The 20,770-nt window shown below is 66.1% G+C and carries 19 protein-coding genes; 2 read left to right on the top strand and 17 right to left on the bottom strand.

Annotated elements, in window-relative coordinates; genetic code table 11:
- Window positions 1-56: 56 nt before the first annotated feature.
- The 5 genes from phaC to prmB form a co-directional block, all read right to left on the bottom strand.
- Window positions 57-1,898, bottom strand: a complete 1,842-nt coding sequence (gene phaC, locus OP498_RS15430; protein ID WP_280554289.1) for a class I poly(R)-hydroxyalkanoic acid synthase — start codon at window positions 1,896-1,898, stop codon at window positions 57-59.
- Between the two features lie 174 nt (window positions 1,899-2,072).
- On the bottom strand, window positions 2,073-2,516 hold the full coding sequence (locus tag OP498_RS15425) for a phasin family protein (protein ID WP_280554288.1): 444 nt from the start codon (window positions 2,514-2,516) through the stop codon (window positions 2,073-2,075).
- A 131-nt stretch (window positions 2,517-2,647) separates the two neighbouring features.
- Complete coding sequence (locus OP498_RS15420) at window positions 2,648-3,100, bottom strand: hypothetical protein (RefSeq protein WP_280554287.1); 453 nt, start codon at window positions 3,098-3,100, stop codon at window positions 2,648-2,650.
- A 57-nt stretch (window positions 3,101-3,157) separates the two neighbouring features.
- Window positions 3,158-4,243 (bottom strand): chorismate synthase, encoded by a 1,086-nt coding sequence (gene aroC / locus OP498_RS15415; RefSeq protein WP_280554286.1) that lies wholly within the window; start codon window positions 4,241-4,243, stop codon window positions 3,158-3,160.
- Between the two features lie 30 nt (window positions 4,244-4,273).
- Window positions 4,274-5,230 carry a 50S ribosomal protein L3 N(5)-glutamine methyltransferase gene (gene prmB, locus OP498_RS15410; RefSeq protein WP_280547817.1) on the bottom strand — a complete coding sequence of 319 codons (957 nt, stop codon included), beginning with the start codon at window positions 5,228-5,230 and terminating at the stop codon, window positions 4,274-4,276.
- A 117-nt stretch (window positions 5,231-5,347) separates the two neighbouring features.
- Here prmB and OP498_RS15405 point away from each other — a divergent pair, with 117 nt between their 5' ends.
- Window positions 5,348-5,926, top strand: a complete 579-nt coding sequence (locus OP498_RS15405) for a Smr/MutS family protein (RefSeq protein ID WP_280547818.1) — start codon at window positions 5,348-5,350, stop codon at window positions 5,924-5,926.
- Window positions 5,927-5,932: 6 nt separating this feature from the next.
- On the opposite strand, the gene OP498_RS15400 is transcribed toward OP498_RS15405, so the two are convergent.
- Genes OP498_RS15400 through OP498_RS15390 form a run of 3 tightly spaced genes read right to left on the bottom strand, consistent with a single transcriptional unit; the run spans window position 5,933 to window position 8,717 of the window.
- The gene (locus tag OP498_RS15400) at window positions 5,933-7,018 is read right to left on the bottom strand and encodes a patatin-like phospholipase family protein (RefSeq protein WP_280554285.1); all 1,086 of its coding nucleotides are present in this window, start codon (window positions 7,016-7,018) and stop codon (window positions 5,933-5,935) included.
- Entirely contained in the window at window positions 7,015-7,905 is an 891-nt protein-coding gene (locus OP498_RS15395; protein ID WP_280547820.1) for an alpha/beta hydrolase, read from the bottom strand. The genes OP498_RS15400 and OP498_RS15395 overlap by 4 nt, the downstream gene beginning before the upstream one ends.
- Window positions 7,902-8,717 carry an alpha/beta hydrolase gene (locus OP498_RS15390; RefSeq protein ID WP_280547821.1) on the bottom strand — a complete coding sequence of 272 codons (816 nt, stop codon included), beginning with the start codon at window positions 8,715-8,717 and terminating at the stop codon, window positions 7,902-7,904. Before OP498_RS15390 ends, OP498_RS15395 begins: the two co-directional genes overlap by 4 nt.
- A 248-nt stretch (window positions 8,718-8,965) precedes the next feature.
- On the opposite strand from OP498_RS15390, the gene OP498_RS15385 reads away from it, so the two are divergent.
- Window positions 8,966-9,928, top strand: a complete 963-nt coding sequence (locus tag OP498_RS15385) for an AEC family transporter (RefSeq protein ID WP_280554284.1) — start codon at window positions 8,966-8,968, stop codon at window positions 9,926-9,928.
- Here the strand turns inward: OP498_RS15385 and OP498_RS15380 are convergent.
- The 9 genes from OP498_RS15380 to OP498_RS15340 all read right to left on the bottom strand — a co-directional run bounded on the left by OP498_RS15380 (window position 9,925) and on the right by OP498_RS15340 (window position 20,764).
- A complete protein-coding gene (locus OP498_RS15380; RefSeq protein ID WP_280547823.1) occupies window positions 9,925-10,407 on the bottom strand; it encodes a histidine phosphatase family protein in 483 nt (160 codons plus the stop codon). The two genes, OP498_RS15385 and OP498_RS15380, sit on opposite strands and share 4 nt — an antisense overlap.
- Window positions 10,400-11,467, bottom strand: a complete 1,068-nt coding sequence (locus OP498_RS15375; RefSeq protein ID WP_280554282.1) for an NAD(P)H-dependent glycerol-3-phosphate dehydrogenase — start codon at window positions 11,465-11,467, stop codon at window positions 10,400-10,402. The genes OP498_RS15380 and OP498_RS15375 overlap by 8 nt, the downstream gene beginning before the upstream one ends.
- Window positions 11,468-11,580: 113 nt before the next feature.
- The gene (locus OP498_RS15370; protein ID WP_280547825.1) at window positions 11,581-13,023 is read right to left on the bottom strand and encodes an NAD(P)(+) transhydrogenase (Re/Si-specific) subunit beta; all 1,443 of its coding nucleotides are present in this window, start codon (window positions 13,021-13,023) and stop codon (window positions 11,581-11,583) included.
- Window positions 13,024-13,039: 16 nt separating this feature from the next.
- A complete protein-coding gene (locus OP498_RS15365) occupies window positions 13,040-14,611 on the bottom strand; it encodes a Re/Si-specific NAD(P)(+) transhydrogenase subunit alpha (protein ID WP_280547826.1) in 1,572 nt (523 codons plus the stop codon).
- A gap of 301 nt (window positions 14,612-14,912) precedes the next feature.
- The gene (locus OP498_RS15360) at window positions 14,913-15,971 is read right to left on the bottom strand and encodes a putative sulfate exporter family transporter (protein WP_280554281.1); all 1,059 of its coding nucleotides are present in this window, start codon (window positions 15,969-15,971) and stop codon (window positions 14,913-14,915) included.
- A 174-nt stretch (window positions 15,972-16,145) separates the two neighbouring features.
- Window positions 16,146-17,132, bottom strand: a complete 987-nt coding sequence (locus tag OP498_RS15355; protein WP_280554279.1) for an alcohol dehydrogenase catalytic domain-containing protein — start codon at window positions 17,130-17,132, stop codon at window positions 16,146-16,148.
- 25 nt (window positions 17,133-17,157) lie between these two features.
- Window positions 17,158-17,919 carry an SDR family oxidoreductase gene (locus OP498_RS15350; RefSeq protein WP_280554278.1) on the bottom strand — a complete coding sequence of 254 codons (762 nt, stop codon included), beginning with the start codon at window positions 17,917-17,919 and terminating at the stop codon, window positions 17,158-17,160.
- A gap of 1 nt (window position 17,920) precedes the next feature.
- Window positions 17,921-19,234, bottom strand: a complete 1,314-nt coding sequence (hisD, locus tag OP498_RS15345) for a histidinol dehydrogenase (RefSeq protein WP_280554277.1) — start codon at window positions 19,232-19,234, stop codon at window positions 17,921-17,923.
- A gap of 222 nt (window positions 19,235-19,456) precedes the next feature.
- Window positions 19,457-20,764: a TRAP transporter large permease gene (locus OP498_RS15340; RefSeq protein WP_280554276.1), complete on the bottom strand. Its 1,308-nt coding sequence runs from the start codon at window positions 20,762-20,764 to the stop codon at window positions 19,457-19,459.
- Between the last annotated feature and the right edge of the window lie 6 nt (window positions 20,765-20,770).

The raw sequence follows: 20,770 nt of genomic DNA, 5'->3' as shown, positions 1-20,770 counted from the left end.
GGTTGTGTGTTCTTCCAGCTTCCAGGCGCGAAGCGCCGCTCTTCCAGCTTATAGCTTCAGGCTTCCGACGAAGTCGGGTTTTCGCCCAGCACCTCGGGAATGGTCATGCGCACATAGCGTCCCGGGGCCGGCTCGAGGATATCGAGCTCGCCATCGCCGGGTTGTCGAGCCGGCACCAACTTCTCGGTGTCCACATAGCCGTTCTCGGTCATCCACGCCTGCCAGTGGGGCCACCAGGAGCCTTCATGCTGCTCGGCACCCTCCAGCCACTCCTCGGCGGTGTCCGGCAGCGCGTCGTTGGTCCAGTAGCCGTACTTGTTCCTGCTCGGCGGGTTGACGATGCCGGCGATATGGCCGGAGCCGCCCAGCACGAACTTGACCGGCCCCTTGGGCAACAGGGCGCCGTAGTAGGTGCTGTTCCACTTGGCGATGTGGTCCTCGCGGGTGGAGATGAAGTAGCTCGGTGTGGAGATCTTGCGCAGGTCGATCTTGACCCCGTCGAGCTCGATGCCACCCGGCTGGACCAGGCGGTTCTCCAGGTACATGTGCCGCAGGTACCAGGCGTGGGTCCCGGCCGGCAGGTTGGTGCCGTCGGTGTTCCAGTAGAGCAGGTCGAAGGGGGCCGGGGCATCGCCCTTCAGGTAGTTGTTGATGTAGAAGGACCAGAAGAGGTCGTTCTCGCGCAACAGGTTGAAGGAGTAGGCCATGACGCGGCCGTCGAGGTAGCCGTCACGTTCGAGCTTGGCCTCGATGCCGTCGAGCACCGTGTCGGAGAGGAAGACACCAATCTCGCCCGGATCACGAAAGTCCTGCAGGGTGGCCATATAGGTCACCGACTTGACCTTGCGACCCCGCCGGGTGCTGGTCAGGTAAGCCATGGTCGAGGCGGCCAGGGTCCCGCCGATGCAGTAGCTCATCAGGTTGACCGACTTCTCGCCGGTGGCCTGCTCGATGGCACCCATGGCGTCGATAGGGCCCAGCTGCATATAGTCGGCCCAGTTCAGATCCCGCTGTTCCGGCCCAGGGTTGCGCCAAGAGATCAGGAAGACGGTATGGCCCTGCTCCACCAGCCACCGAACCAGAGAGTTGTCCTGGCGCAGGTCGAGGATGTAGTACTTGTTGATCCAGGGCGGCACCACCAGCAGCGGCGTCTTGTAGGCCTGCTCGGTGGTGGGCGTGTACTGGATCAGCTGGATCAGCTCGTTTTCAAAGACCACCGCCCCGGGGGTGACGGCGATGTTCTCGCCGATCGCGAAGGCGCTGCGATCGGTCATGGTGACGTTTAGACCCTCGGCGGAGTTGGCCAGGTCCTCGCGCAACCGGGCCAGGCCTTCGACCAGATTCTGGCCGCGGGTCTCCATGGTCTTGCGCATCACCTCGGGGTTGGTGGTGACGAAGTTGGTCGGCGCCATGGCATTGACCAGCTGGCGGGCGTAGAAGCCGAGGTTGCGCTTCTGGTCCTCAGAGAGGCCATCCAGGCGCTCGATCAGCTCTTCCACCATGCGCGAGAACAGCAGGTACTGCTGCATGATCGCCAGGTAATAGGGATCGTCGCGCCAGGCATCATCCCGGAAGCGGCGATCGCCCTTGCCCGGGGTGATCAACGGCTCGACCTCCTCGCCGGCGAGGCTGCGCAGCGACTGCTGCCACAGCTGGAACTGGTCCTGGAGCAGCCGCGACTGGGTCTGCCACAGCAGGGGCGGGTTCTGCATCAGCGACTGGGCACCGGCCTGGAAGCACTGGCGCATGTCGTCATGGACCGATTCCGCGGCATCGCTGGGCACCATGCGCGCCAGCAGATCCTGCATCAAGGCCTTGTATTCCTCGCCGATCGCGGCGAGCTGGGCGTTCCACGCCTCGAGCTCGACCTGTGTCGGTGCTTGCACCCCTGACTGCATTGACCCCTCCTGTTATTCATGAAGGCCGGTGTTGCTGACGGCCGGACACTGGCACCGGCCTTAGGCCATATACGTCTATTACCGCACCATCTTGCGCGGGCAAGGCATGGCCAACAACGGCACTGTCCGGCCCCCGTGACCCGGGCACCGGACAGGCGCTAGGTTACCGTGATATCAGCGTTTGCGCGACGTGGACTGGCTGGTCGCCTTGGCGGGCTCATCCGACGCCGGTGCGCCGCCCTTGGCGGCCTGGCCGGCCTTCTCGGCCTGTTCGGCGAGCTGCTTGCCCGATTCGGCGTAGAGCTTCTCGAGCTCGGCCTTGAACTCCAGGCTCATCTCGCTCATCGCCTTGGCATCCTCGAGCATCTGCTTGGAGAGCTCGTTCATCATCTCGGTCTGGCGAGTGCCGAAGTCGCGCATGCTCTCGGCATCGCTGACCTCGCTGGCGTCGCGCATGCGCTCGGTACCCATCTGGCTGTAGCGCTTCATGGACTCCATCTGATACTGGGTCATCTTCTCCATGTTGTTCAGCATCAGCGAGTTGAGCTTGCGCATCGGCTCGAAGAACTGGCGGGTCTGCTCGTTGAATGCGTCGATCATCTTGTCTTGGTCTTGCATGTCGAACTCCTCCTCGAGGATCGGTAACGAACGATTTATTGCACTGCACAAAGCCTAGTCTGCCACCTCTTCTGTTGCAACCGGATTGACGCCGCCCGCGAAGGTCGCACAAGCCCCGTCAATGTCCGCCTTCAGCTCTCGCGCTTGCTGCGGGAGCGGGCAGTGGCCGTGGACTTGCGGGAGGTGCTGCCGGCGCTGGACTTACTCGCTGAGCCGCCGCCGCTCTTTCCCGAGCTCTCGGCCTGTCCGGCATCCGCATCCTGGCCTCCCTCCTGGTCTCCGCTCGCGGCCCCGCTGCCGCTTCCCGCGGAACTGGCGGCCTTGGTCAGCATGTCGAGCATCATCTGCTGGTAGTTGCCGAAGCTGGACAGGCCCTGGGAGAGGCCCTGTGAGAGATTCTGGGACAAGCCTGGCTGCTGCAGGAAGGGCTGCATCAGGCTCATCGGGTCATACCCTTCCGTTCCCGACTCCATCTGCTTGTAGATACGGTTCAGCAGGTCCTTCTGGAAGGCCTCCACGTCAGGCAGGCCCAGCGCCTGGCGAAACTCCTCGGGGGTCAGGTCAAACTCGACGTTGATCTTCATGGCGTCACTCTTGTGGATGGTCCCCTCAAGTGTAGCAGCCATGCCGGGTGGCACGGCTCAGCGCAGTCGCGGGGTAGAAACCTGGACCTCGGCATTCTGGCCACGGTGGCGCAGCAGGTGGTCCATCAGGGTCAGCGCCATCATCGCCTCGGCGATGGGCGTGGCCCGGATGCCCACGCAGGGGTCATGACGCCCCTTGGTGACCACCTCGACCGGATGGCCGTGGACGTCGATGCTGCGCCCGGGCGTGGTGATGCTGGAGGTAGGCTTGAGCGCCAGATGGGCGATGATCACCTGGCCGCTGGAGATGCCGCCGAGCACCCCGCCGGCATGGTTGGAGAGGAAGCCCTCGGGGGTCATCTCGTCGCGATGCTCGCTGCCGCGGCTCGCCACGGCGGCGAAGCCGTCGCCGATCTCCACCCCCTTCACCGCGTTGATGCTCATCAGGCCGTGGGCCAGCTCGGCATCCAGGCGGTCGAACACCGGCTCGCCGAGCCCCGGCGGCACCCCCTCGGCCACCACGCTGATCTTCGCCCCCACCGAGTCCTGGTCGCGGCGCAGCTGGTCCATGTAGGCCTCGAGCTCGGGCACGCGGTCCGGGTCGGGACAGAAGAAGGGATTGTCGTCCACCGCCTCCCACTGCTTGAAGTCGATGGCGATCGGGCCGAGCTGGCTCATGTAACCGCGGATGGCGATCCCCTGGGCAGCAAGATACTTCTTGGCGATGGCCCCGGCCGCCACCCGCATGGCGGTCTCCCGGGCACTGGAGCGCCCGCCGCCGCGATAGTCGCGAATGCCGTACTTGTGGTGGTAGCTGTAGTCGGCATGGGCCGGGCGGAACTGGTCCTTGATCTTCGAGTAGTCCTTGGAGCGCTGGTCGATATTCTCGATCATCAGGCCGATGGTCGTGCCGGTAGTCACTCCCTCGAAGACGCCGGAGAGGATCCGCACCCGGTCGGGCTCACGCCGCTGGGTGGTGTGGCGGGAACTGCCGGGGCGACGGCGATCCAGGTCATGCTGTAGGTCTTCCTCGGTGAGCGGCAGTCCCGGCGGGCAGCCATCGACGATGGCCCCCAGGGCAGGACCATGGCTCTCGCCGAAGGTGGTGACAGTGAACAACTTGCCGAAGGTGTTGCCGGACATGGGCGCTTCTCCTGGGTCGGGAGATGGGAATCAGGCGAAGGACGCCGCATGGGCGTCGAGTTCCGCGGCGGTCAGGGCAAACACCCCCTGGCCGCCGCGCTCGAATTCGAGCCACAGGAAGGGCACCTCGGGGAAGGCGGCCTCCAGGTGGTGGTCGGAGTTGCCGACCTCGACGATCAATACGCCCGCTTCGCCGAGGTAGTCGCGGGCCTCGCGCAGGATGCGCCGCACGATATCCAGGCCGTCGGCCCCGGCGCCCAGTGCCAGGGCCGGCTCATGGCGGAACTCGGCGGGCATGGTGGTCAGGTCGCGGATATCCACGTAAGGCGGGTTGCAGACGATCAGGTCATAGCGCTGCCCGGCGAGCCCCGCGAAGAGGTCGGACTCCACGGCCCGCACCCGCTCGCCCACGTCGTGGCGGGTGATGTTGAGCCGGGCCACGGCCAGGGCGTCGGGGCTGATGTCGGCCAGGTCGACCTCGCAGCCGGGCAGGTGCAGCGCCGTGGCGATGCCAATGCAGCCAGAGCCGGTGCAGAGGTCGAGCACGCGCGCCGGCGGCTCGACGGGGAACCAGGCGGCGAAGCCATGCTCGATCAGTTCGGCAATGGGCGAGCGGGGGATCAGCACCCGCTCATCGACGCTGAAGGGGATCCCGGCGAAGAAGGCCTCGCCCAGCAGGTAGGGCAGCGGGCGGCGGGTCTCGATGCGGGCCCGCACCAGCGCCACGATGCGAGCCCGCTCCATGGGCAGCAGCCGCGCCTCGAGCACCGCCGGGTCGACGTTCCAGGGCAGGTGCAGGGCGCCCAGCGTCAGCGCCACGGCCTCGTCCCAGGCGGAATCGGTGCCGTGGCCGTAGAAAAGGCCCGCCAGGTGGAACTCGCTGGCGGCCCAGCGCAGGCAGTCACGCAGGGTGATCAGGCCCTCGGCGAGGGCCTGGTCGCTGAGCACGAGGGTGGAGGAAGACGCATCAGGGAGAGATTCGGCCACGGGGCATCCTGGAGTCGGAGGGTTCGGTGAGACGAGACACGATTGTAACCGGGCCCGCGGTTCACAGCCACGGCAGGGGCGGTATACTGGCGCTTTGCTTCACAAGCCGAATGCCCCATGAGCCGAGACCGCCATCCCCCGGACGAGGACGAGATCAGCGCCTTTCGCCAGGCCCTGCGCGACGCCGGCGTACGCCCGATCGTCAACAACCGGGCCGACCCCGGTCGGCGGCGCCAGGGGGACCCCGCCGCGGCCGAGCGACGGGCCGCCGCGACCTCGGCCAGCGATGACCTCGCCGCGGCCGGTCGCACCTCTGACGGCCGGGTGGAGCCGGTGCGGCCCTCCGAGTTCCTCGACTTCGCGCTGCCCGACCTGCCCTGGCGCACCCGCCAGCAGCTCAAGCGCGGACGCATCGGCTGGGAGGCGGGGCTCGACCTGCATGGCCATACCCTCGAGGAGGCCCGGCAGGAACTGGAGGCCTTCCTGCGCGACGCCGCGACGCGCCGCCGACGCTGCGTGCTGGTCGTGCACGGCAAGGCCTGGGGCACCACCAGCGACTACCCGGTGATCAAGAGTCACGTGAATGCCTGGCTGCGGGAGTGGCCCAGCGTACTGGCCTTCTGCTCGGCGACCGCAATCGACGGCGGTACCGGGGCGGTCTACGTGTTGCTCAGGCGGCGCGGCCACCAGGCCTGACACCGCTCAGGACACCTCCTCTCCTTCCTGACTTTCCTTGGCGGGCCTTTCAACGACGATGGACGGGCTCCCCCAGCCGGGATGGGCACGCCCCTCGAAGCGGTCCAGCGCCTCCACCGCCAGGTGCCTGCCGAGGCTGATCAGCGCCTCGGCGCGATGGAACTCGTAGGCACCACAGACCGTCTTGGGCACCTCGATGAGCACATCCGGCGGGTAGCCCGCCACCTTGTACTTGGCCAGGGCCGCCTGAGTGATATCGAAGGAAGCCAGCACCATGTCCAGGCGCCCCCACTCGCGGCGACCGCCCTCCAGGGCCGCTTCCACCTCGCTCTTGTCGCCACTGTCGCTGTCATGGTTGTTGCCGAAGCCATAAAACAGTCGTCGGGCGGCCCCGCGAACCCCGTTGATCCAGCTGGCGAAGTCGACGCCACCGGCATCCCGGGATTTCTCGCGCGCCTGCTCCTCGGCGACCTCCTCGGGGGGCAGCAGCTCCTCCAGGGTCACCGGGCGCGGGCTATGGGCGGTGACATTCACCGCCAGCACGAAATCCGCCTGGGCCGACACCGTGGGGATGATCGGCAGCGGGTTGAGCAGCCCGCCGTCCACCAGCACCTGGTCGCCGCGATGTACCGGCGTGATCACCCCGGGCACGGCGATGGAAGCGCGCAGCGCCTCGATCAGCGAGCCGCTCTGGAACCACACCTCGCGCTGGCGGGTCAGGTCAGTGGCCACGGTGGTCACGGGGATCGCCAGGTCCTCGATGCGGGTATCGCCGATCAGGCTCTCGAGCTTGTCCATCACCTTGTTGGCCCTCATGGCCCCCATGGGACTCCAGGTGACATCGACCAACTTGAGTACGTCGAAGTAGTCCAGCCGGCAGACCCAGTCGCGGTAGGCGGCCAGCTCCCCCGCCGCATAGACGCCGCCCACCACGGCGCCCATGGAACAACCGGAGATCGCCACTACCCGGTAGCCCCGCGCCTCGAGTTCCTCGATGACCCCGATATGGGCATAGCCGCGCGCGCCACCGCTGCCAAGCACCAGCGCCACGCTCTTTTGCCCTGACTCCTCGGCTTCTCGCTGCTGGCTCATCGTACATCCTCCTTCTCGTCTGCCACGTCCCGCTTGTCGTGCCACTCGACGATGGCCTCCGCCACCCCGGCGACCGCCGATGGTTCCAGGTGCAGGTGGTGGCCCCCCGGCAACACGACGCGTGTCAGCCTCGTCACCGCCGACCGGGCCTGGCGCGCCCGAGTCCGCTCTCCGAGAATGCCGGTTCCCCCTTCCACCAACAGCACCGGGCAACGGATCGCCGTCAGCATGGCGTCCACCTGCGCGGGCGAGAGCCGCACCAAGGACGGGCGCAACAGCCGGGCATCGGTGCGCAGCTGTACATGGCCATCGGGCAACGCCTCGAGGTTACGTGACACCAGCGGGCGCGCCGTCTCGGCATCGATGGGCGTCGCCCCGCCGGCCACCCGCGCCGCCACGGCGGTCTCACTATCAGGATAGCGCGGCGCCGGCGAGAGAGGGCGTCGATCGGCGAGCAGGCCTTTGCGCAGCTGGGCAGACGCCTCGTCGGCCTCGGTGGTCAAGACCCCCAAGCCGTCGAGCAGTACCAGTGACTCGACGCGCTCCGGCAGGGCGGCGGCCGTCAAGCAGGCCACGCCGGCCCCCATGGAGTGGGCCAGCAGAGGCACCCGCGCGAGGCCCAGGTGGTCGCAGGCATCGAGGAGGTCGTGGCAGTAGTCCCAGAGCGCATAGTCGCCACGACGGTGGCGGGACAGGCCATGACCGGCGAAGTCGATGGCCACCAGTCGAATGCCGAGGGCGGCGACCAGCCGCGGCGCCAGGCGTGAAAAGCTGGCGGCATTGTCCAGCCAGCCGTGCAGCGCCAACCAGGTGGGGGCCTGGTCATCGCCCCAGGCCAGCGCCGCCAGGCGGCCCCCGGCCAGCCTCAGGGAACGCAGTTCGCTCATGCCGGCGGCTCCAGCAGGTCGTCGAGCATGTCCACCAGGGCCGTGCGAGTCTCCTCGGGGACCTCCATGGGAAACATGTGCCCCCCCGAGACCTCGGCGACGCGCACCCCTCGGCGGCGCAGCCGGCGCCGGCGGTGGGCGGTGAGCACCCGGGACTCGCGGCCCGCGAGCACGCCGAGAGGGACCTGAACCCGTGCGGGCAGGTCATCCAGGTGATCGGGCAGGTGGCGGAAGATCTGCACCTCGATGTCGGGATCGTAGATCAGCACCACGCGGCCATCGTCGAGTTCCCGGGTGCCGCCGTCCACGTAGTCGTGAAGGGCTCGATCGGTGAAGCCGCGAAACAGCCCGCGGCGGCGCAGGTACTGGACCATCGCCTCCCGGCTGGGCCAGCTGTCGCGACGCCCCAGGGTGCGGCCGGCCGGCGTGACGCGATCGGCCAGACCCAGCCGCTTGGCGGCCTTCATGACCAGGGCGTCCAGGCCGAGCATCAGCGGCGGGTCGAGCATCACCACGCAGCGGAACCTCTCTGGCGCGCGCTCGGCGGCCATGGCCATCAGCACGCCACCCATGGAGTGGCCCACACCGACCACCGGGCCCGGGAAGCGGGCCAGGTGCTCGAGCAACTCGTCGCGCAGGGCCAGCCAGTTGTGGCCGACGGGGAAATCGGGATGATGGCCCAGGCGATCCAGCGGATGCACGTCGAACCGCTCAACCAGCGGCGCCAGGAAGCTGCGGTAGCTCTGGCCCGGGAAGCCGTTGGCGTGGGCGAAGACGAGGGGAATGCGTGAGGCGTGGTCGGATCTGCTCATGAACTCTTCCTGCTCGCGGGTCCTGCTCGCGGGTGCCCGGCCGGCACCCTTCTGGCGATAGCAGGCTAACGGGATTACCATGATCCGCCAAGTCGCCCGACGGCGACAGGCCAATCGACAGGAGCCCCCGTGGTGGAAGATCCCCGCAAGCCCGCCCGAGATACCCGCGCCCGCAATCGGGTATTTTTCATCACCGTGATCACCGCCGTGATCGTCGGCCTCTGGCTGGCGCGCTAGGCCAGGCCCCCATGGAGCTCTCGACCCTCTTCCTGCGGACCCTGGAGATCACTCTGCCGGTATTCGCCATGGTCTTCATCGGCATCGGCCTGAAGCGCGCCGGCTGGATTGACCAGGCCTTCGTCGCCACCGCCTCGATGCTGGTCTTCAAGGCCACCCTGCCGACGCTGCTGTTCTTCGGCCTGGCCGACGCCGACCTGGAAGCGACCCTCGACCCCTGGATGCTGAGCTTCTTTGCCCTGGCGACCTTGGCGAGTTTCGCTGCGACCTGGGGCTGGGCCATCCTCCGGGTCCGGCGGCCGCTCCGCGGTGTCTATGTCCAGGGCGCGTTTCGCGGCAACTGTGGCATCGTGGGCCTGGCTCTGGCTGCCGGCATGTACGGCGACGAGGGGCTATCTTTGGGTGGCCTGCTGCTCGGCGTGGTGATCCTGAGCTACAACGTGCTGTCGGTGATCGTGCTGACGGCCTACCAGCCCCGCGCGGAAGGTGCGCCGAAGGGCATCGACTGGCGCAGCATCTTCCGCCATATCCTGACCAACCCGCTGATCCTGGCGGTGGTCGTGGCCACGCCCTTCGCCGTATATGAAGTGCCACTGCCACCCTGGCTCACCACCACCGGCGACTATTTCGCCTCGCTCACCCTGCCCCTGGCGCTGATCTGCATCGGCGCCACCCTCTCCACGCGCGCCCTTAAGAAGGGTTACCGCACCTCCATGAGCGCCAGCCTGGCCAAGATGGTGGTAGTCCCCGCGGCGGCGACGCTGCTGGCCCTGACGGCGGGCTTCACCGGCCCGACGCTAGGCGTGATGTTCCTGTTCTTCGCCAGCCCCACCGCCGCCGCGGCCTTCGTCATGGCCAAGGCCATGGGCGGCGACGATATCCTCACCGCCAACATCATCGCCCTGACCACGCTGATGGCCAGCTTGACCATCACCCTGGGGGCCTTCGGGCTCAGGGCCGCCGGCCTGATCTAACCAAGGTCGGCTGGCCCCGTGAAACCGAGAAGTCGGGCGCAGCCTGCTGCCCATACCTCGGCATCGAGCTCGGCCACGGCGGCCGTGGGGAAGCCGGGGCCGCGATCGCCTCGCCCTTCCACCAGCAGGCCGGTGAGGGCGGCGACCAGCGGCATGTGGCTGACCAGCATCAGTGGCCGGTCATCGGGCTCGCCGAGCAGCCACTCGACCACCGCCTCGGGGGGATCGTCGGGGGTGATGATCGGCAGGGACTCGACCGCGAGCCCCTGGGGCTCGGCGATCCGCGCCGCCGTCTGTCGGGCCCGCACATAGGGGCTGGCCAGCAGGCGCAGGCGCGTGAGATCCAGGTCCTCGCGGGCGGCGAGCCAGCGCGCCATGCAGGCCGCCTCCCGGTCGCCCTGCCCAGTGAGCTCGCGCGCCGCATCCGGCCGGCCCTGGCCGGCCTGTCCGTGGCGCATGATCAACAGCCGCTCAGCCATGGCGCTCGCCCCCGTCGCGACGATCCTGCTGCACGTCCTTGCGCGGCAGCACGAACTCCACGTCGCTGCTCTGCTCGCCGAGCATCAGCAGTCGCGCCATGTCCCGGGCCGGCACGCCCTTGAACAGTACCTGGTAGAGACCCTCGGCCAGCGGCATGTAGACGCCGTCCTCATGGGCCTTATCGCGCACCAGGCGCACGGTATTGACCCCCTCGGCGACCTGGCCCAGGGCCTCGACCGCCTCGTCCAGGGTCCTGCCCTCGCCCAGGGCCTGGCCCACCCGATAGTTGCGCGACAGCGCCGAGGAACAGGTGACGATCAGATCGCCCACCCCGGCGAGCCCCAGGAAGGTCATGGGGTTGGCCCCCTGGTCCACCGCGAAGCGGCTCATCTCGGCCAGCGCCCGGGTCATGAGCATGCTGCGAGTGTTCTCGCCCATGCCCAGCGCTGCCGCCATGCCGGCAGCGATCGCATAGATGTTCTTGAGCGCCCCGCCCAGTTCCACCCCGAAGCGGTCGTTGCTGGCATAGACCCGGAAGTAGTCGCAGCCCAGGGCGGTCTGCACGCGGGTACGGGTCTGCGGGTCGTCGCTGGCGATCACCGTGGCAGTGAGCTGTTTGGCGGCGATCTCTGAGGCCAGGTTGGGCCCCGAGATCACGCCGATATGCGCAAAGCCGGTCTCCTCCTCGAGGATCTGGCTCATCAGCTTGAAGCCCTCCTCCTGGATGCCCTTGGTGGTGCTGACCAGGATCTGCGCCTCGTGCAGGAAGGGCCGCGCCTGGCGCACCACCTCGCGGAAGGCCTTGGAGGGAATGGCCACCAGCACCAGCTCGGCGCTTTCGAGGACCTCGGCCATCTCGGTGGAGGCCACCACCGCGGCATTGATGGCGAAGTCGGGCAGGTAACGGCCGTTACGGTGCTCGCGAGTGATCTGTGCCGCCAGGTCGGGGTCGCGCAACCACTGGTGCACCTCGGCCCCGTTGTCGGCGGCGATGCTGGCCAGGGCGGTGCCGAAGCTGCCGCCGCCGAGCACCGCCACGCGCATGGATTGGTCTGACATGGTCGCCCCGGGAAGCTGAGTGGATGAGAGGAGTGTAACGAAAAAACGCCCCGCGAAGGGGCGTGTCGAGATGTCGGAACCCGGGCCGGCAATCCGGCCCGGACGCACCCGGCTCAGTCGATCAGATGCAGCAGCGAGTCAATGCTCGACCTGGCATCGCCGTAGAACATCCGCGTGTTCTCCTTGAAGAACAGCGGGTTCTCGATGCCAGAGTAGCCGGTCCCCTGGCCCCGCTTGCAGACGAACACCTGCTTGGATTCCCAGACCTTGAGCACCGGCATACCGGCGATGGGGCTGTTAGGGTCCTCCTGGGCGGCCGGGTTGACGATGTCATTGGAGCCGATGACGATCACCACGTCGGTGGTGGGGAAGTCGTCGTTGATCTCGTCCATCTCCAGCACGATGTCATAGGGCACCTTGGCCTCGGCGAGCAGCACGTTCATGTGCCCCGGCAGGCGACCCGCCACCGGATGGATGCCGAAGCGCACGTTCTTGCCGGCGGCGCGCAGCTTGCGCGTCAGCTCGCTGACCGCGTTCTGGGCCTGGGCCACCGCCATGCCGTAGCCCGGTACGATGATCACGCTGTCGGCATCGTTGAGGGCACTGGCCACGCTGCCTGCGTCGATGGCCACCTGCTCGCCCTCGATCTCCGCCGCCGGCCCCTGGCTGCCGCCGAAGCCGCCGAGGATGACGTTGATGAAGTTGCGGTTCATCGCCTTGCACATGATGTACGACAGGATTGCGCCGCTTGAGCCCACCAGGGCACCGGTGACGATCAACAGGTCATTGGAGAGCGTGAAGCCGATGGCGGCCGCGGCCCAGCCGGAGTAGCTGTTGAGCATCGACACTACCACCGGCATGTCGGCGCCGCCGATGCCCATGATCAGGTGGTAGCCGATGAAGAAGGCCAGCGCCGCCAGCACCAGCAGGGTCCAGAAGCCGGCCCCGTTGAGATAGAGGATGGCCAGCAGCAGCGACAGGGCCGCCGCCCCGGCGTTGAGCAGGTGCCCGCCGGGCAGCTGCTTGGGCTTGCCGTCGATCTTGCCGGCCAGCTTGCCGAAGGCGATCACCGAGCCGGTGAAGGTCACCGCGCCGATGAAGATCCCCAGCACCACCTCGACCTGCAGGAACGTGAGCTCGGCGGGGGTCTTCTCGGCCACCAGGGCGGCGAAGGCCGAGAACTCCTCCATCGAGGCATCCAAGGCCCGCGCCGCCATCACCCGGCGCCTCTCCAGGTCCGCGCTCCAGGCCACGAAGACCGCGGCCAGGCCCACGAAGCTGTGCAGCGCCGCCACCAGCTGCGGCATCTCGGTCATCTCGACCTTGCCGGCCACGTAGACGCCGACGCCCGCGCCGATGGCCATCATCGGGATCATCCACCAGTAGCCGCCGATGCCCGGCCCGAAGGCGGTGAAGAACACCGCCACGGCCATGCCGACGATGCCGTACCAGACGGCCCGCTTGGCCTTCTCCTGGTTGCTCAGCCCCCCCAGCGAGAGGATGAACAATACACTTGCCGCGATCGCCGCGGCAGATACGAATCCTTGACCCAACATGTCGTCTCTCCGCCGCTCAGGATTTCTGGAACATGGCCAGCATCCGGCGTGTCACCAGGAAGCCACCCACGATATTGATGGACGCGATCAGCACCGAGATCGCCGCGAGCACGCCGACGACGACGCTGCCGGAGCCGATCTGCAGGACCGCCCCGAGGATGATGATGCCGGAGATCGCGTTGGTCACCGCCATCAGCGGCGTATGCAGCGAATGGCTGACGCCCCAGATCACCTGGAAGCCCACGAAGCAGGCCAGCACAAAGACGATGAAGTGCTGCATGAAGGACGTCGGGGCCACCTGGCCGAGCAGCAGCATCAGCGCGCCGCCCACGGCGAGCAGGGTCACCTGGCGCTTGGTCTGCGCCTTGAAGGCAGCATGTTCCGCGGCTTTCCTCTCCTCCGGGGTCGGCTCCTTCTCCTTGGGCTTGGGCTTGGATGCGCCGATGGCCTTGACCTTCGGCGGCGGCGGCGGGAAGGTGACCTCGCCCTGGTGGGTCACCGTAGAGCCGCGGATCACGTCATCCTCCATGTCATGCACGATCTCCCCGTCTTTCTCGGGGGTAAGATCGGTGAGCATATGGCGGATGTTGGTGGAATAGAGCAACGAGGCCTGGGTGGCCATGCGCGAGGGGAAGTCGGTATAGCCGACGACCGTCACGCCATTGTCGCTCACCACCTTCTCGTCGGGCTTGGTCAGGTCGCAGTTGCCGCCCTTCTCGGCCGCCAGGTCGATGATCACCGAGCCGGGCTTCATGGCCTCGACCATGTCCTCCAGCCACAGCTTGGGCGCCGGCTTGCCGGGGATCAGCGCGGTGGTGATGACGATGTCGACGTCCGGGGCCTGCTCGCGGAAGCACTCGAGCTGCTTCTCGCGGAACTCGGGGCTGGAGGGCGAGGCGTAGCCGCCGCTCTCCGCGCCGTCCTGGCTCTCGTCGAAGTCGAGAAACAGGAACTCGGCGCCCATCGACTCGATCTGCTCGGCCACCTCGGGGCGCACGTCGAAGGCGCGCACCACGGCCCCCAGGCTGGTGGCGGTGCCGATGGCAGAGAGGCCCGCCACGCCAGCGCCGATCACCAGCACCTTGGCCGGTGGCACCTTGCCCGCGGCGGTCACCTGGCCGGTGAAGAAGCGCCCGAAGTTGTTGCCCGCCTCGATCACCGCCCGATAACCGGCGATGTTGGCCATCGACGAGAGCGCGTCCATCTTCTGTGCCCGGGAGATACGCGGCACCATGTCCATGGCGATCACGGTGGCCCCCTGGGCCTTGCACAGCTCGAGCATGTCCTCGTTCTGGGCCGGCCAGAAGAAGGCGATCAGGGTCTGGCCCTCGCGCAGCCGGCGGGCCTCTTCCTCGGAGGGCTCGCGGACCTTGATGACTACCTCAGCCTCGGTCCACAGCGCCTCGGTGCCGTCGACGACGCTGACCCCGGCCTCGCGGTAGGCGTCATCGGTGAAGCCGGCGGCCACCCCGGCCCCGGCCTCGACGAGACACTCATGTCCCAATTTCTGGATCTGCTTCGCGCTCTCGGGGGTGAGCGCGACGCGCGCTTCCCCCCGGGCAGTCTCCTTCGGTGCGCCAATTTTCACGTTGATCTCCGCACAGTATTTGGATTTTGCATGCCCTAGTCTGACTAGTCATACCTAAGCCAGATAGGAAACTCAAGCTGCGGTATGGTGACCACAATGTCCACCACGGACTTGATATCACCTTGAAAATAAACGCCCAAGCTAGCCGAAACATCAAGGAAAATCACCAGTGGGCCCATAAGCTACCGTGTCTACCTCGCTTGGTGCCATAGGTGGACTTGGGACACGCGCCCAATTATGGCGGCAAACACCTGATCTCAAGCTGCCCTTGAAACCACCGCATCGACATACGTGACACCGCTCACTGAGTCCCCAAACCAGCGAACAGCACCACGCCAAGCACTATGGCCAGCAGAATCACGGTCTCCAGAGCCATCAGGATCACCGGCTTCCACCCCACCACCGCAAGCTTCTGGAACGACGTCTTGATGCCAAGCGCCGCGATAGCGGTGACGAGGCACCAGCGAGACAGGGTCGACATCCCCTCGTTCACTGTCTCGGGAATGAGCCCCAGGCTGTTGACTAGGACCAAGACCACGAAGCCCACCAGGAAGCCCGGCAGCATCGGCACCTTGGTCGCCGCCCCCTCCTCCTGGCGTGACGCACGAAACAGCCACATGAAGACCATGACTGCCGGCACCAGCATGGCAACCCTCACCAGCTTGACCAACGTCGAGATATCGCCGGTCTGTTCCGAGATCATGTAGCCAGCACCCACCACCTGGGCCACGTCGTGGATCGTGCCACCCAGGAAGATACCAGCCTGGGCATTTGTGAGTTCAAGGACCCCGGCGATCAGCGGATAGGTCACCATCGCCATGGTCGAGAGCGTTGTCACGCCTACTACCGTGAGGATAGTATTACGCTCGCTGGTTTCATGGCGCGGCATCACCGCCGACAGGGCCAGGGCCGCCGACGCACCACAGATGGCTACCGCACCTCCTGTCAACAGACCGAGATCTCGAGGGAGTCCCAGGACCCTGGCTAACGCTGCTCCACAGACGATGACCAGACCCACTGCCGCAACCACAGTGAGCACAGGACCAAGACCCAGGTCTCCAACCTGCTCCAGTGTCATTCGTGCTCCCAACAGAGCTACGCCAAGCCGGAGCACAGTGCGAGCGGCAAACTCGATACCCTCACGGCAACGCCCCTCTTCACTCAGAAAGTGCAGTGACATGCCAAATAGCAAGGCGTAAAGGAGTGTCGGCCCTCCATAGTGATCGGCGATGAAGGTGGTGGCCAGAGCAATAGTGACGCACACGAGCAGGCCACGGCCGATAGCGCGGAAACTTCCGAACCGACGAATCAGCCGAGAGGACCAGCCTGCCTCAGGCGTCGAGAATATCTGTGGTTTCATTTGCCTGCTCTCCTAACCCTGTCCTGCCCAGCCAAGGACATGAGGCTGATGTGAGGTTATTTTTCAACCTCAACAGTGCAATGCCGCACCGGGCTGTCGTCGTTATTGTGGCGTGTCCGGCGAAGTGCCGAGGCGCTTCGTTGGGATGACTCATCTGGGGGCGTCACAGGCACATCAGGGTTCCAGGATTACCTTGGCCGCAGAGGTACGGCCTGCGACTAGTTCGGCGAAAGCGGCAGCCCCTTCATCAAGTCGGCGCACCTCAACCCAGCCAAGGGGACCGAGCGCTTGCGAATCCAGCAGGTCGACGGTGGCCCGCAGGTCAGTAGGTGTGTAGGTGTAGGCGCCGAGGAAGGTCACTTCCTTGAGGGTGATAGCCCGGGTGTCGAGTCCACCCTCGTTATCTTGCAGCCCGAGGTGCATGATGGCTCCGCCGGGTCGCACGGAGCGCACGGCCACATCCCGGGTGGGCGCCGCCCCGACGCAATCAAAGACGGCCTCGAAGGCATCCTCTTCCGTTGGCTCGTCCAGAGGGTCAAAAGACGCGAGCCCGGCCTGCTCGGCGGTATGCCTGCGCAGCGGGTTGGTGTCGGCGAGTTGCAGGTGGCGCACTCCCTTGTGGCGCAGGATCAGTCCGACCAGCAGACCCACTGCGCCGGCACCGATCACCAGTACCCGAGCCTCGGAGAGTGGCCTGGACAGGAACCGCTCGAGCCGGTTGATGCCGTGAAGCGCGGTGGCCGCCGGCTCGGTCAGTGCCGCCGCCACGGCGGGCAGGGAATCGGGCAACTCGATCAGGCAGTGATCGGGGATGGTCAGTGTCTGGGCGAAGCTCCCGGGGCGGGTCATGCCGATCATAGTGCGATTGCTGCAGAGGTTCTGGCGTCCCTCGAGACAGTAGTCACAGTGGCCGCAGACGATCAGCGGGTTCATGGTCACGCGCTTGCCGGCCAGGGCCCCCTCCACCACCTCGCCGGCGGCCTCATGGCCGAGGATCAGCGGCGGCTGGCGGCGCGGATCATGTCCGTGGAAGGCATGCAGGTCGGAGCCACAGATGCCGGTGGCCAGGATACGCACCCGGGACTCGCCCGGAGTCAGCGGGGCCTCCTCGGTCTCGCGCAGTTCGAGCCGTTCCGGCCCGATATAATAGAGCGCTTGCATGATATGATTTCCTTGTGTTGTGAATTCACTTGGCGGTAAAGCCGCCGTCGACGTAGAGCGTCTGACCGGTGACATAGCCGGACGCGGGGGAGGCCAGGAAGACCGTGGGGCCGGCGATGTCGGCCAGGGAGCCGTTGCGGCCGATGGCGGTGCGGCCGGCCAGGGTCTCGGCCGAAGCCGGGTCGTCGAACACCGGCGCCGTGAGCTCGGTAGGGAAGAACCCAGGGGCGATGGCATTGGCGTTGATGCCATCACGGGACCAGGCCTCTGCCATGGCGCGGGTCAGCTGCACGATGCCACCCTTGCCGGCGCCGTAAGGCGCGCTGTCGGGAAAGGCCCGCTGGGACTGCAGCGAGGCCAGGTTGATGATGCGCCCGTACCCCAGCCCTCGCATGCCCGGCACCAGGGCCTGGGACAGGAAGAAGGGGGTGCCCAGGTGCAGCTGCAGGGTCAGTTGCCAGGCGGCCAGGTCGACCTCCTCGATGGGCTGACGCAGGTTGACGCCAGCGGCATTGACCAGGATGGCCACCGTGCCGAAGGGTTCGGCCGCCCGTCGAGCGACCTCATTCAGGGCAGCGGGGTCGGCGAGGTCGGCGACGAGGGCGGCCGCCTGGCCGCCCTCCTCTTCGATCGCCGCCACGCTCGCTTCCAGGGCCTCACGCCGCCGGGCGGCGACGACTACCCTGGCGCCCGCAGCGGCCAGGGCCTCGGCCATGGCCCGCCCCAGGCCGCTGCTGCCCCCGGTGACCAGGGCAACACGGCCGTCGAGATCGAAGGCTGGCTGCATCTTACACCTCCTCGGGAATCACCAGATCAAAGGTCTCGTCCGGGTAGTACTTGGCCAGGCGAACGTCGCCGGTGCGGGCATGCGCTTCCATGCCTTCGCAACGCGACAAGCGGGCGGTGGCCGCCGCCACGCTACGCGTCGCCTCGCGGCTCTGACGCTGATAGCTCACGATCTTGAGGAATTTCTGGGCACACAGGCCGCCGGTATAGCGGGCCGCCCCCTTGGTCGGCAGGATATGGTTGGTCCCGGAGCACTTGTCGCCGAAGGCCACGGTGGTTTCTTCACCGACGAACAGCGACCCGTAACTGGTGACTCGTTCCACCCACCAGTCGAGGTCTTCGACCTGCAACTCCAGGTGCTCGGAGGCATAGCGGTCGCTGACCTCGACGACCTCTTCCCGGGTGTCACAGAGGATGATTTCGCCGTAATCACGCCATGCGATCTCTGCCGCCTTGCGCTGGGTCTCGGGCAGTGCGGCGATCAGGTCGGGCATGCGTTCAGCAACGGCATCGGCCAGTTCTCGTGACATCGTGAACAACCAGACCGGAGTGTCCGGGCCGTGCTCGGCCTGACCCACCAGGTCAGCAGCTACGATATCGGGGTCGGCTGACTGGTCGGCTATGATGCCGATCTCAGTAGGTCCGGCGAACATGTCGATACCGCAGCGCCCGAACAATTGGCGCTTAGCTTCAGCCACGAATCGGTTACCGGGACCTACGAGAATATCGGCCGGTTTACCGGTGAAAAGCCCAAAGGCCATGGAGGCGATGCCTTGTACGCCGCCCATCTGGAGGATGGTGTCGGCCCCGGCCAGGTCCATGGCATAGAGAATCGCGGGGTGAATACCTTGCTCGTCACGCGGCACCGAACAAGCCACGACATTCCTGACGCCTGCCACCTTGGCAGTAGCCACACTCATGATCGCCGAAGCGATATGTGCATAGCGGCCGCCGGGCACATAGCAGCCGGCGGTTTCCATCGGGATCAGCTTCTGGCCGGCAAAGAGTCCCGGCGACAACTCGGTCTCGAACTCGCCGATGCTGTCGCGCTGGGCGGCAGCGAAGCGGCTAACACGTTCATAGGCAAACTGGATGTCCTGCTTGAGCTGTTCCGGCACCTTGGCCTTGGCCGCCTCGATCTGCTCGCGGCCGACCACGACATCCCCTTCCCAATTGTCCAGGGACCGGCAGTACTCCTTCGCCTTGTCTTCCCCTTCGGCCTCGATCTCGGCCAGCATGCGGGAGACGGTTTCCTGGGTCTGGTCGTAACCGGTCGACGCGTTCTTCTCAGCCTTCTTGTAGTAGTGAATCGCCATTGTTGTTTCCTCTTGCTTGGGTTTGTCGTTGACTCACCGACGCCCGGATGGGCTCGGATTTAAGGGCGGGTCGGCCACGATACTTCTGCCATACCCTGCCCTGGCGTGTCGCGACACCTCGCTCGCATTACCAGGGCAGCATTCACGTCGCCATACCGACTATGTAAGCGCTTACAATATGGTTAATCAATCAACCTCTAATGATGAGAACCTCCTCGGGACCTACAACCACCAGGTCGATAGCCAAGGCACGAAGGCAATCAATAGTACCACCAGCAGCATGCCCAGTACGAAGGGGAAGGCGTAGCGTGCAATGGCCAACACTGAGCTTCCCGTCAATCCCGAAACCACGAAGAGATTAAGCCCCAAGGGTGGCGTGATAAACCCCAAGCCCAGGGTGGTCACCATCAAGATCGCGAAATGGAATTCGTTCATCCCCACGCTTAGAGCCACTGGTAGCAGTAATGGCGACAAGATCACGATGTTGGGCGTAGTTTCCATTACGCATCCCGCCAGAACCAGAATGCCAATCATCATCAGGATTATGAGAATGGGAGACTCAGTGAGGCCGCCTATACCACCAACCAGAGTCTGTGGAATGTCCAGGCTAGCCAGCGTCTGGGCGAGAGGCAGCGACACGGCGATGATCGGCACGATAACGCCGCAGACCCGTGCCGAAGACTCCAGCATTCGAGGAATATCACCGAGGGTCAGGCGCCCCTGGTGGATGCCTATCAGCACGACCACCACCACGGCCACCGACGCCGCCTCGGTCGGGGTAAAGATCCCCGAATAGATCCCCCCCAGAATCACCACCGGCACGAACAGTGCCCAGCGGGCATCCCATACCGTGGAGGCCCAACGACGCCAGGAGAAAGGCGCCCGATCTCCTTCGAAACCATAGAGGCGATTGAGCACCACGTTGGTAGTCATCACCGAGAGCATCACCAGCACCCCGGGGATGGCAGCCGCCAGGAATAGCGTCGAAACCGACATTCCGAGCACCAGACCCATCACGATATAAGCAATCGATGGCGGGATCAGGATACCGGTACAGGCCCCGGAGGCCACCAGCGCACAGGCAGCCGGCAAGGGATAACCTCGCTCCACCAGGCGATGGATGGTCATGCGTCCCACTGCTGCCGCCCCGGCGGCGTCGGAGCCGGAGATGCAGGCGAAGAAACCGCAGCCAAGGGTCGTAGAACTGCCGAGCCCTGTTCGCATGCCGCCGACGCTGGCTTCGGCCACATCGAGCAGCTTGTCCGAGAGTCCCGAGCGCACCAGGGCATCGCCGGTTAAGATGAACAACGGCACGGCGATCAGTGCGAAGGCGTTGATGCCTTCGAACAATGACTCGCCGAACACCGACAATGGCAGGGTCTCGGTCATCGTCAGCATGCCCAAAGAACCCAGGCCGATGGCCACCCAGATCGGCACCCCCAGCACGATCAGCCCGACCAGGGCCAGCAGGGGCCCATAGAAGGTCCAGCCCAGATCCGCGGTGGCCTGCCCAATCGTCATAAACTCCATAGCGGA

This window comes from Halomonas sp. 25-S5, from assembly GCF_029889845.1.
Lineage (GTDB): Bacteria > Pseudomonadota > Gammaproteobacteria > Pseudomonadales > Halomonadaceae > Halomonas.
The sequence above is the reverse complement of the archived record's forward strand: the minus strand, read 5'-3'. Positions and strand labels throughout refer to the sequence as shown.

Bases quoted from the DNA above. Each gene is read 5' to 3' on its own strand.
- OP498_RS15420 (WP_280554287.1), bottom strand. From the start codon at position 3,100: ATGAAGATCAACGTCGAGTTTGACCTGACCCCCGAGGAGTTTCGCCAG.
- OP498_RS15370 (WP_280547825.1), bottom strand. From the start codon at position 13,023: ATGTTGGGTCAAGGATTCGTATCTGCCGCGGCGATCGCGGCAAGTGTA.
- OP498_RS15395 (WP_280547820.1), bottom strand. From the start codon at position 7,905: ATGAGCGAACTGCGTTCCCTGAGGCTGGCCGGGGGCCGCCTGGCGGCG.
- OP498_RS15375 (WP_280554282.1), bottom strand. From the start codon at position 11,467: ATGTCAGACCAATCCATGCGCGTGGCGGTGCTCGGCGGCGGCAGCTTC.
- hisD (WP_280554277.1), bottom strand. From the start codon at position 19,234: ATGGCGATTCACTACTACAAGAAGGCTGAGAAGAACGCGTCGACCGGT.
- phaC (WP_280554289.1), bottom strand. From the start codon at position 1,898: ATGCAGTCAGGGGTGCAAGCACCGACACAGGTCGAGCTCGAGGCGTGG.
- aroC (WP_280554286.1), bottom strand. From the start codon at position 4,243: ATGTCCGGCAACACCTTCGGCAAGTTGTTCACTGTCACCACCTTCGGC.
- OP498_RS15425 (WP_280554288.1), bottom strand. From the start codon at position 2,516: ATGCAAGACCAAGACAAGATGATCGACGCATTCAACGAGCAGACCCGC.
- OP498_RS15340 (WP_280554276.1), bottom strand. From the start codon at position 20,764: ATGGAGTTTATGACGATTGGGCAGGCCACCGCGGATCTGGGCTGGACC.
- OP498_RS15405 (WP_280547818.1), top strand. From the start codon at position 5,348: ATGAGCCGAGACCGCCATCCCCCGGACGAGGACGAGATCAGCGCCTTT.
- OP498_RS15355 (WP_280554279.1), bottom strand. From the start codon at position 17,132: ATGCAAGCGCTCTATTATATCGGGCCGGAACGGCTCGAACTGCGCGAG.
- OP498_RS15360 (WP_280554281.1), bottom strand. From the start codon at position 15,971: ATGAAACCACAGATATTCTCGACGCCTGAGGCAGGCTGGTCCTCTCGG.
- OP498_RS15390 (WP_280547821.1), bottom strand. From the start codon at position 8,717: ATGAGCAGATCCGACCACGCCTCACGCATTCCCCTCGTCTTCGCCCAC.
- OP498_RS15350 (WP_280554278.1), bottom strand. From the start codon at position 17,919: ATGCAGCCAGCCTTCGATCTCGACGGCCGTGTTGCCCTGGTCACCGGG.
- OP498_RS15385 (WP_280554284.1), top strand. From the start codon at position 8,966: ATGGAGCTCTCGACCCTCTTCCTGCGGACCCTGGAGATCACTCTGCCG.
- OP498_RS15380 (WP_280547823.1), bottom strand. From the start codon at position 10,407: ATGGCTGAGCGGCTGTTGATCATGCGCCACGGACAGGCCGGCCAGGGC.
- OP498_RS15400 (WP_280554285.1), bottom strand. From the start codon at position 7,018: ATGAGCCAGCAGCGAGAAGCCGAGGAGTCAGGGCAAAAGAGCGTGGCG.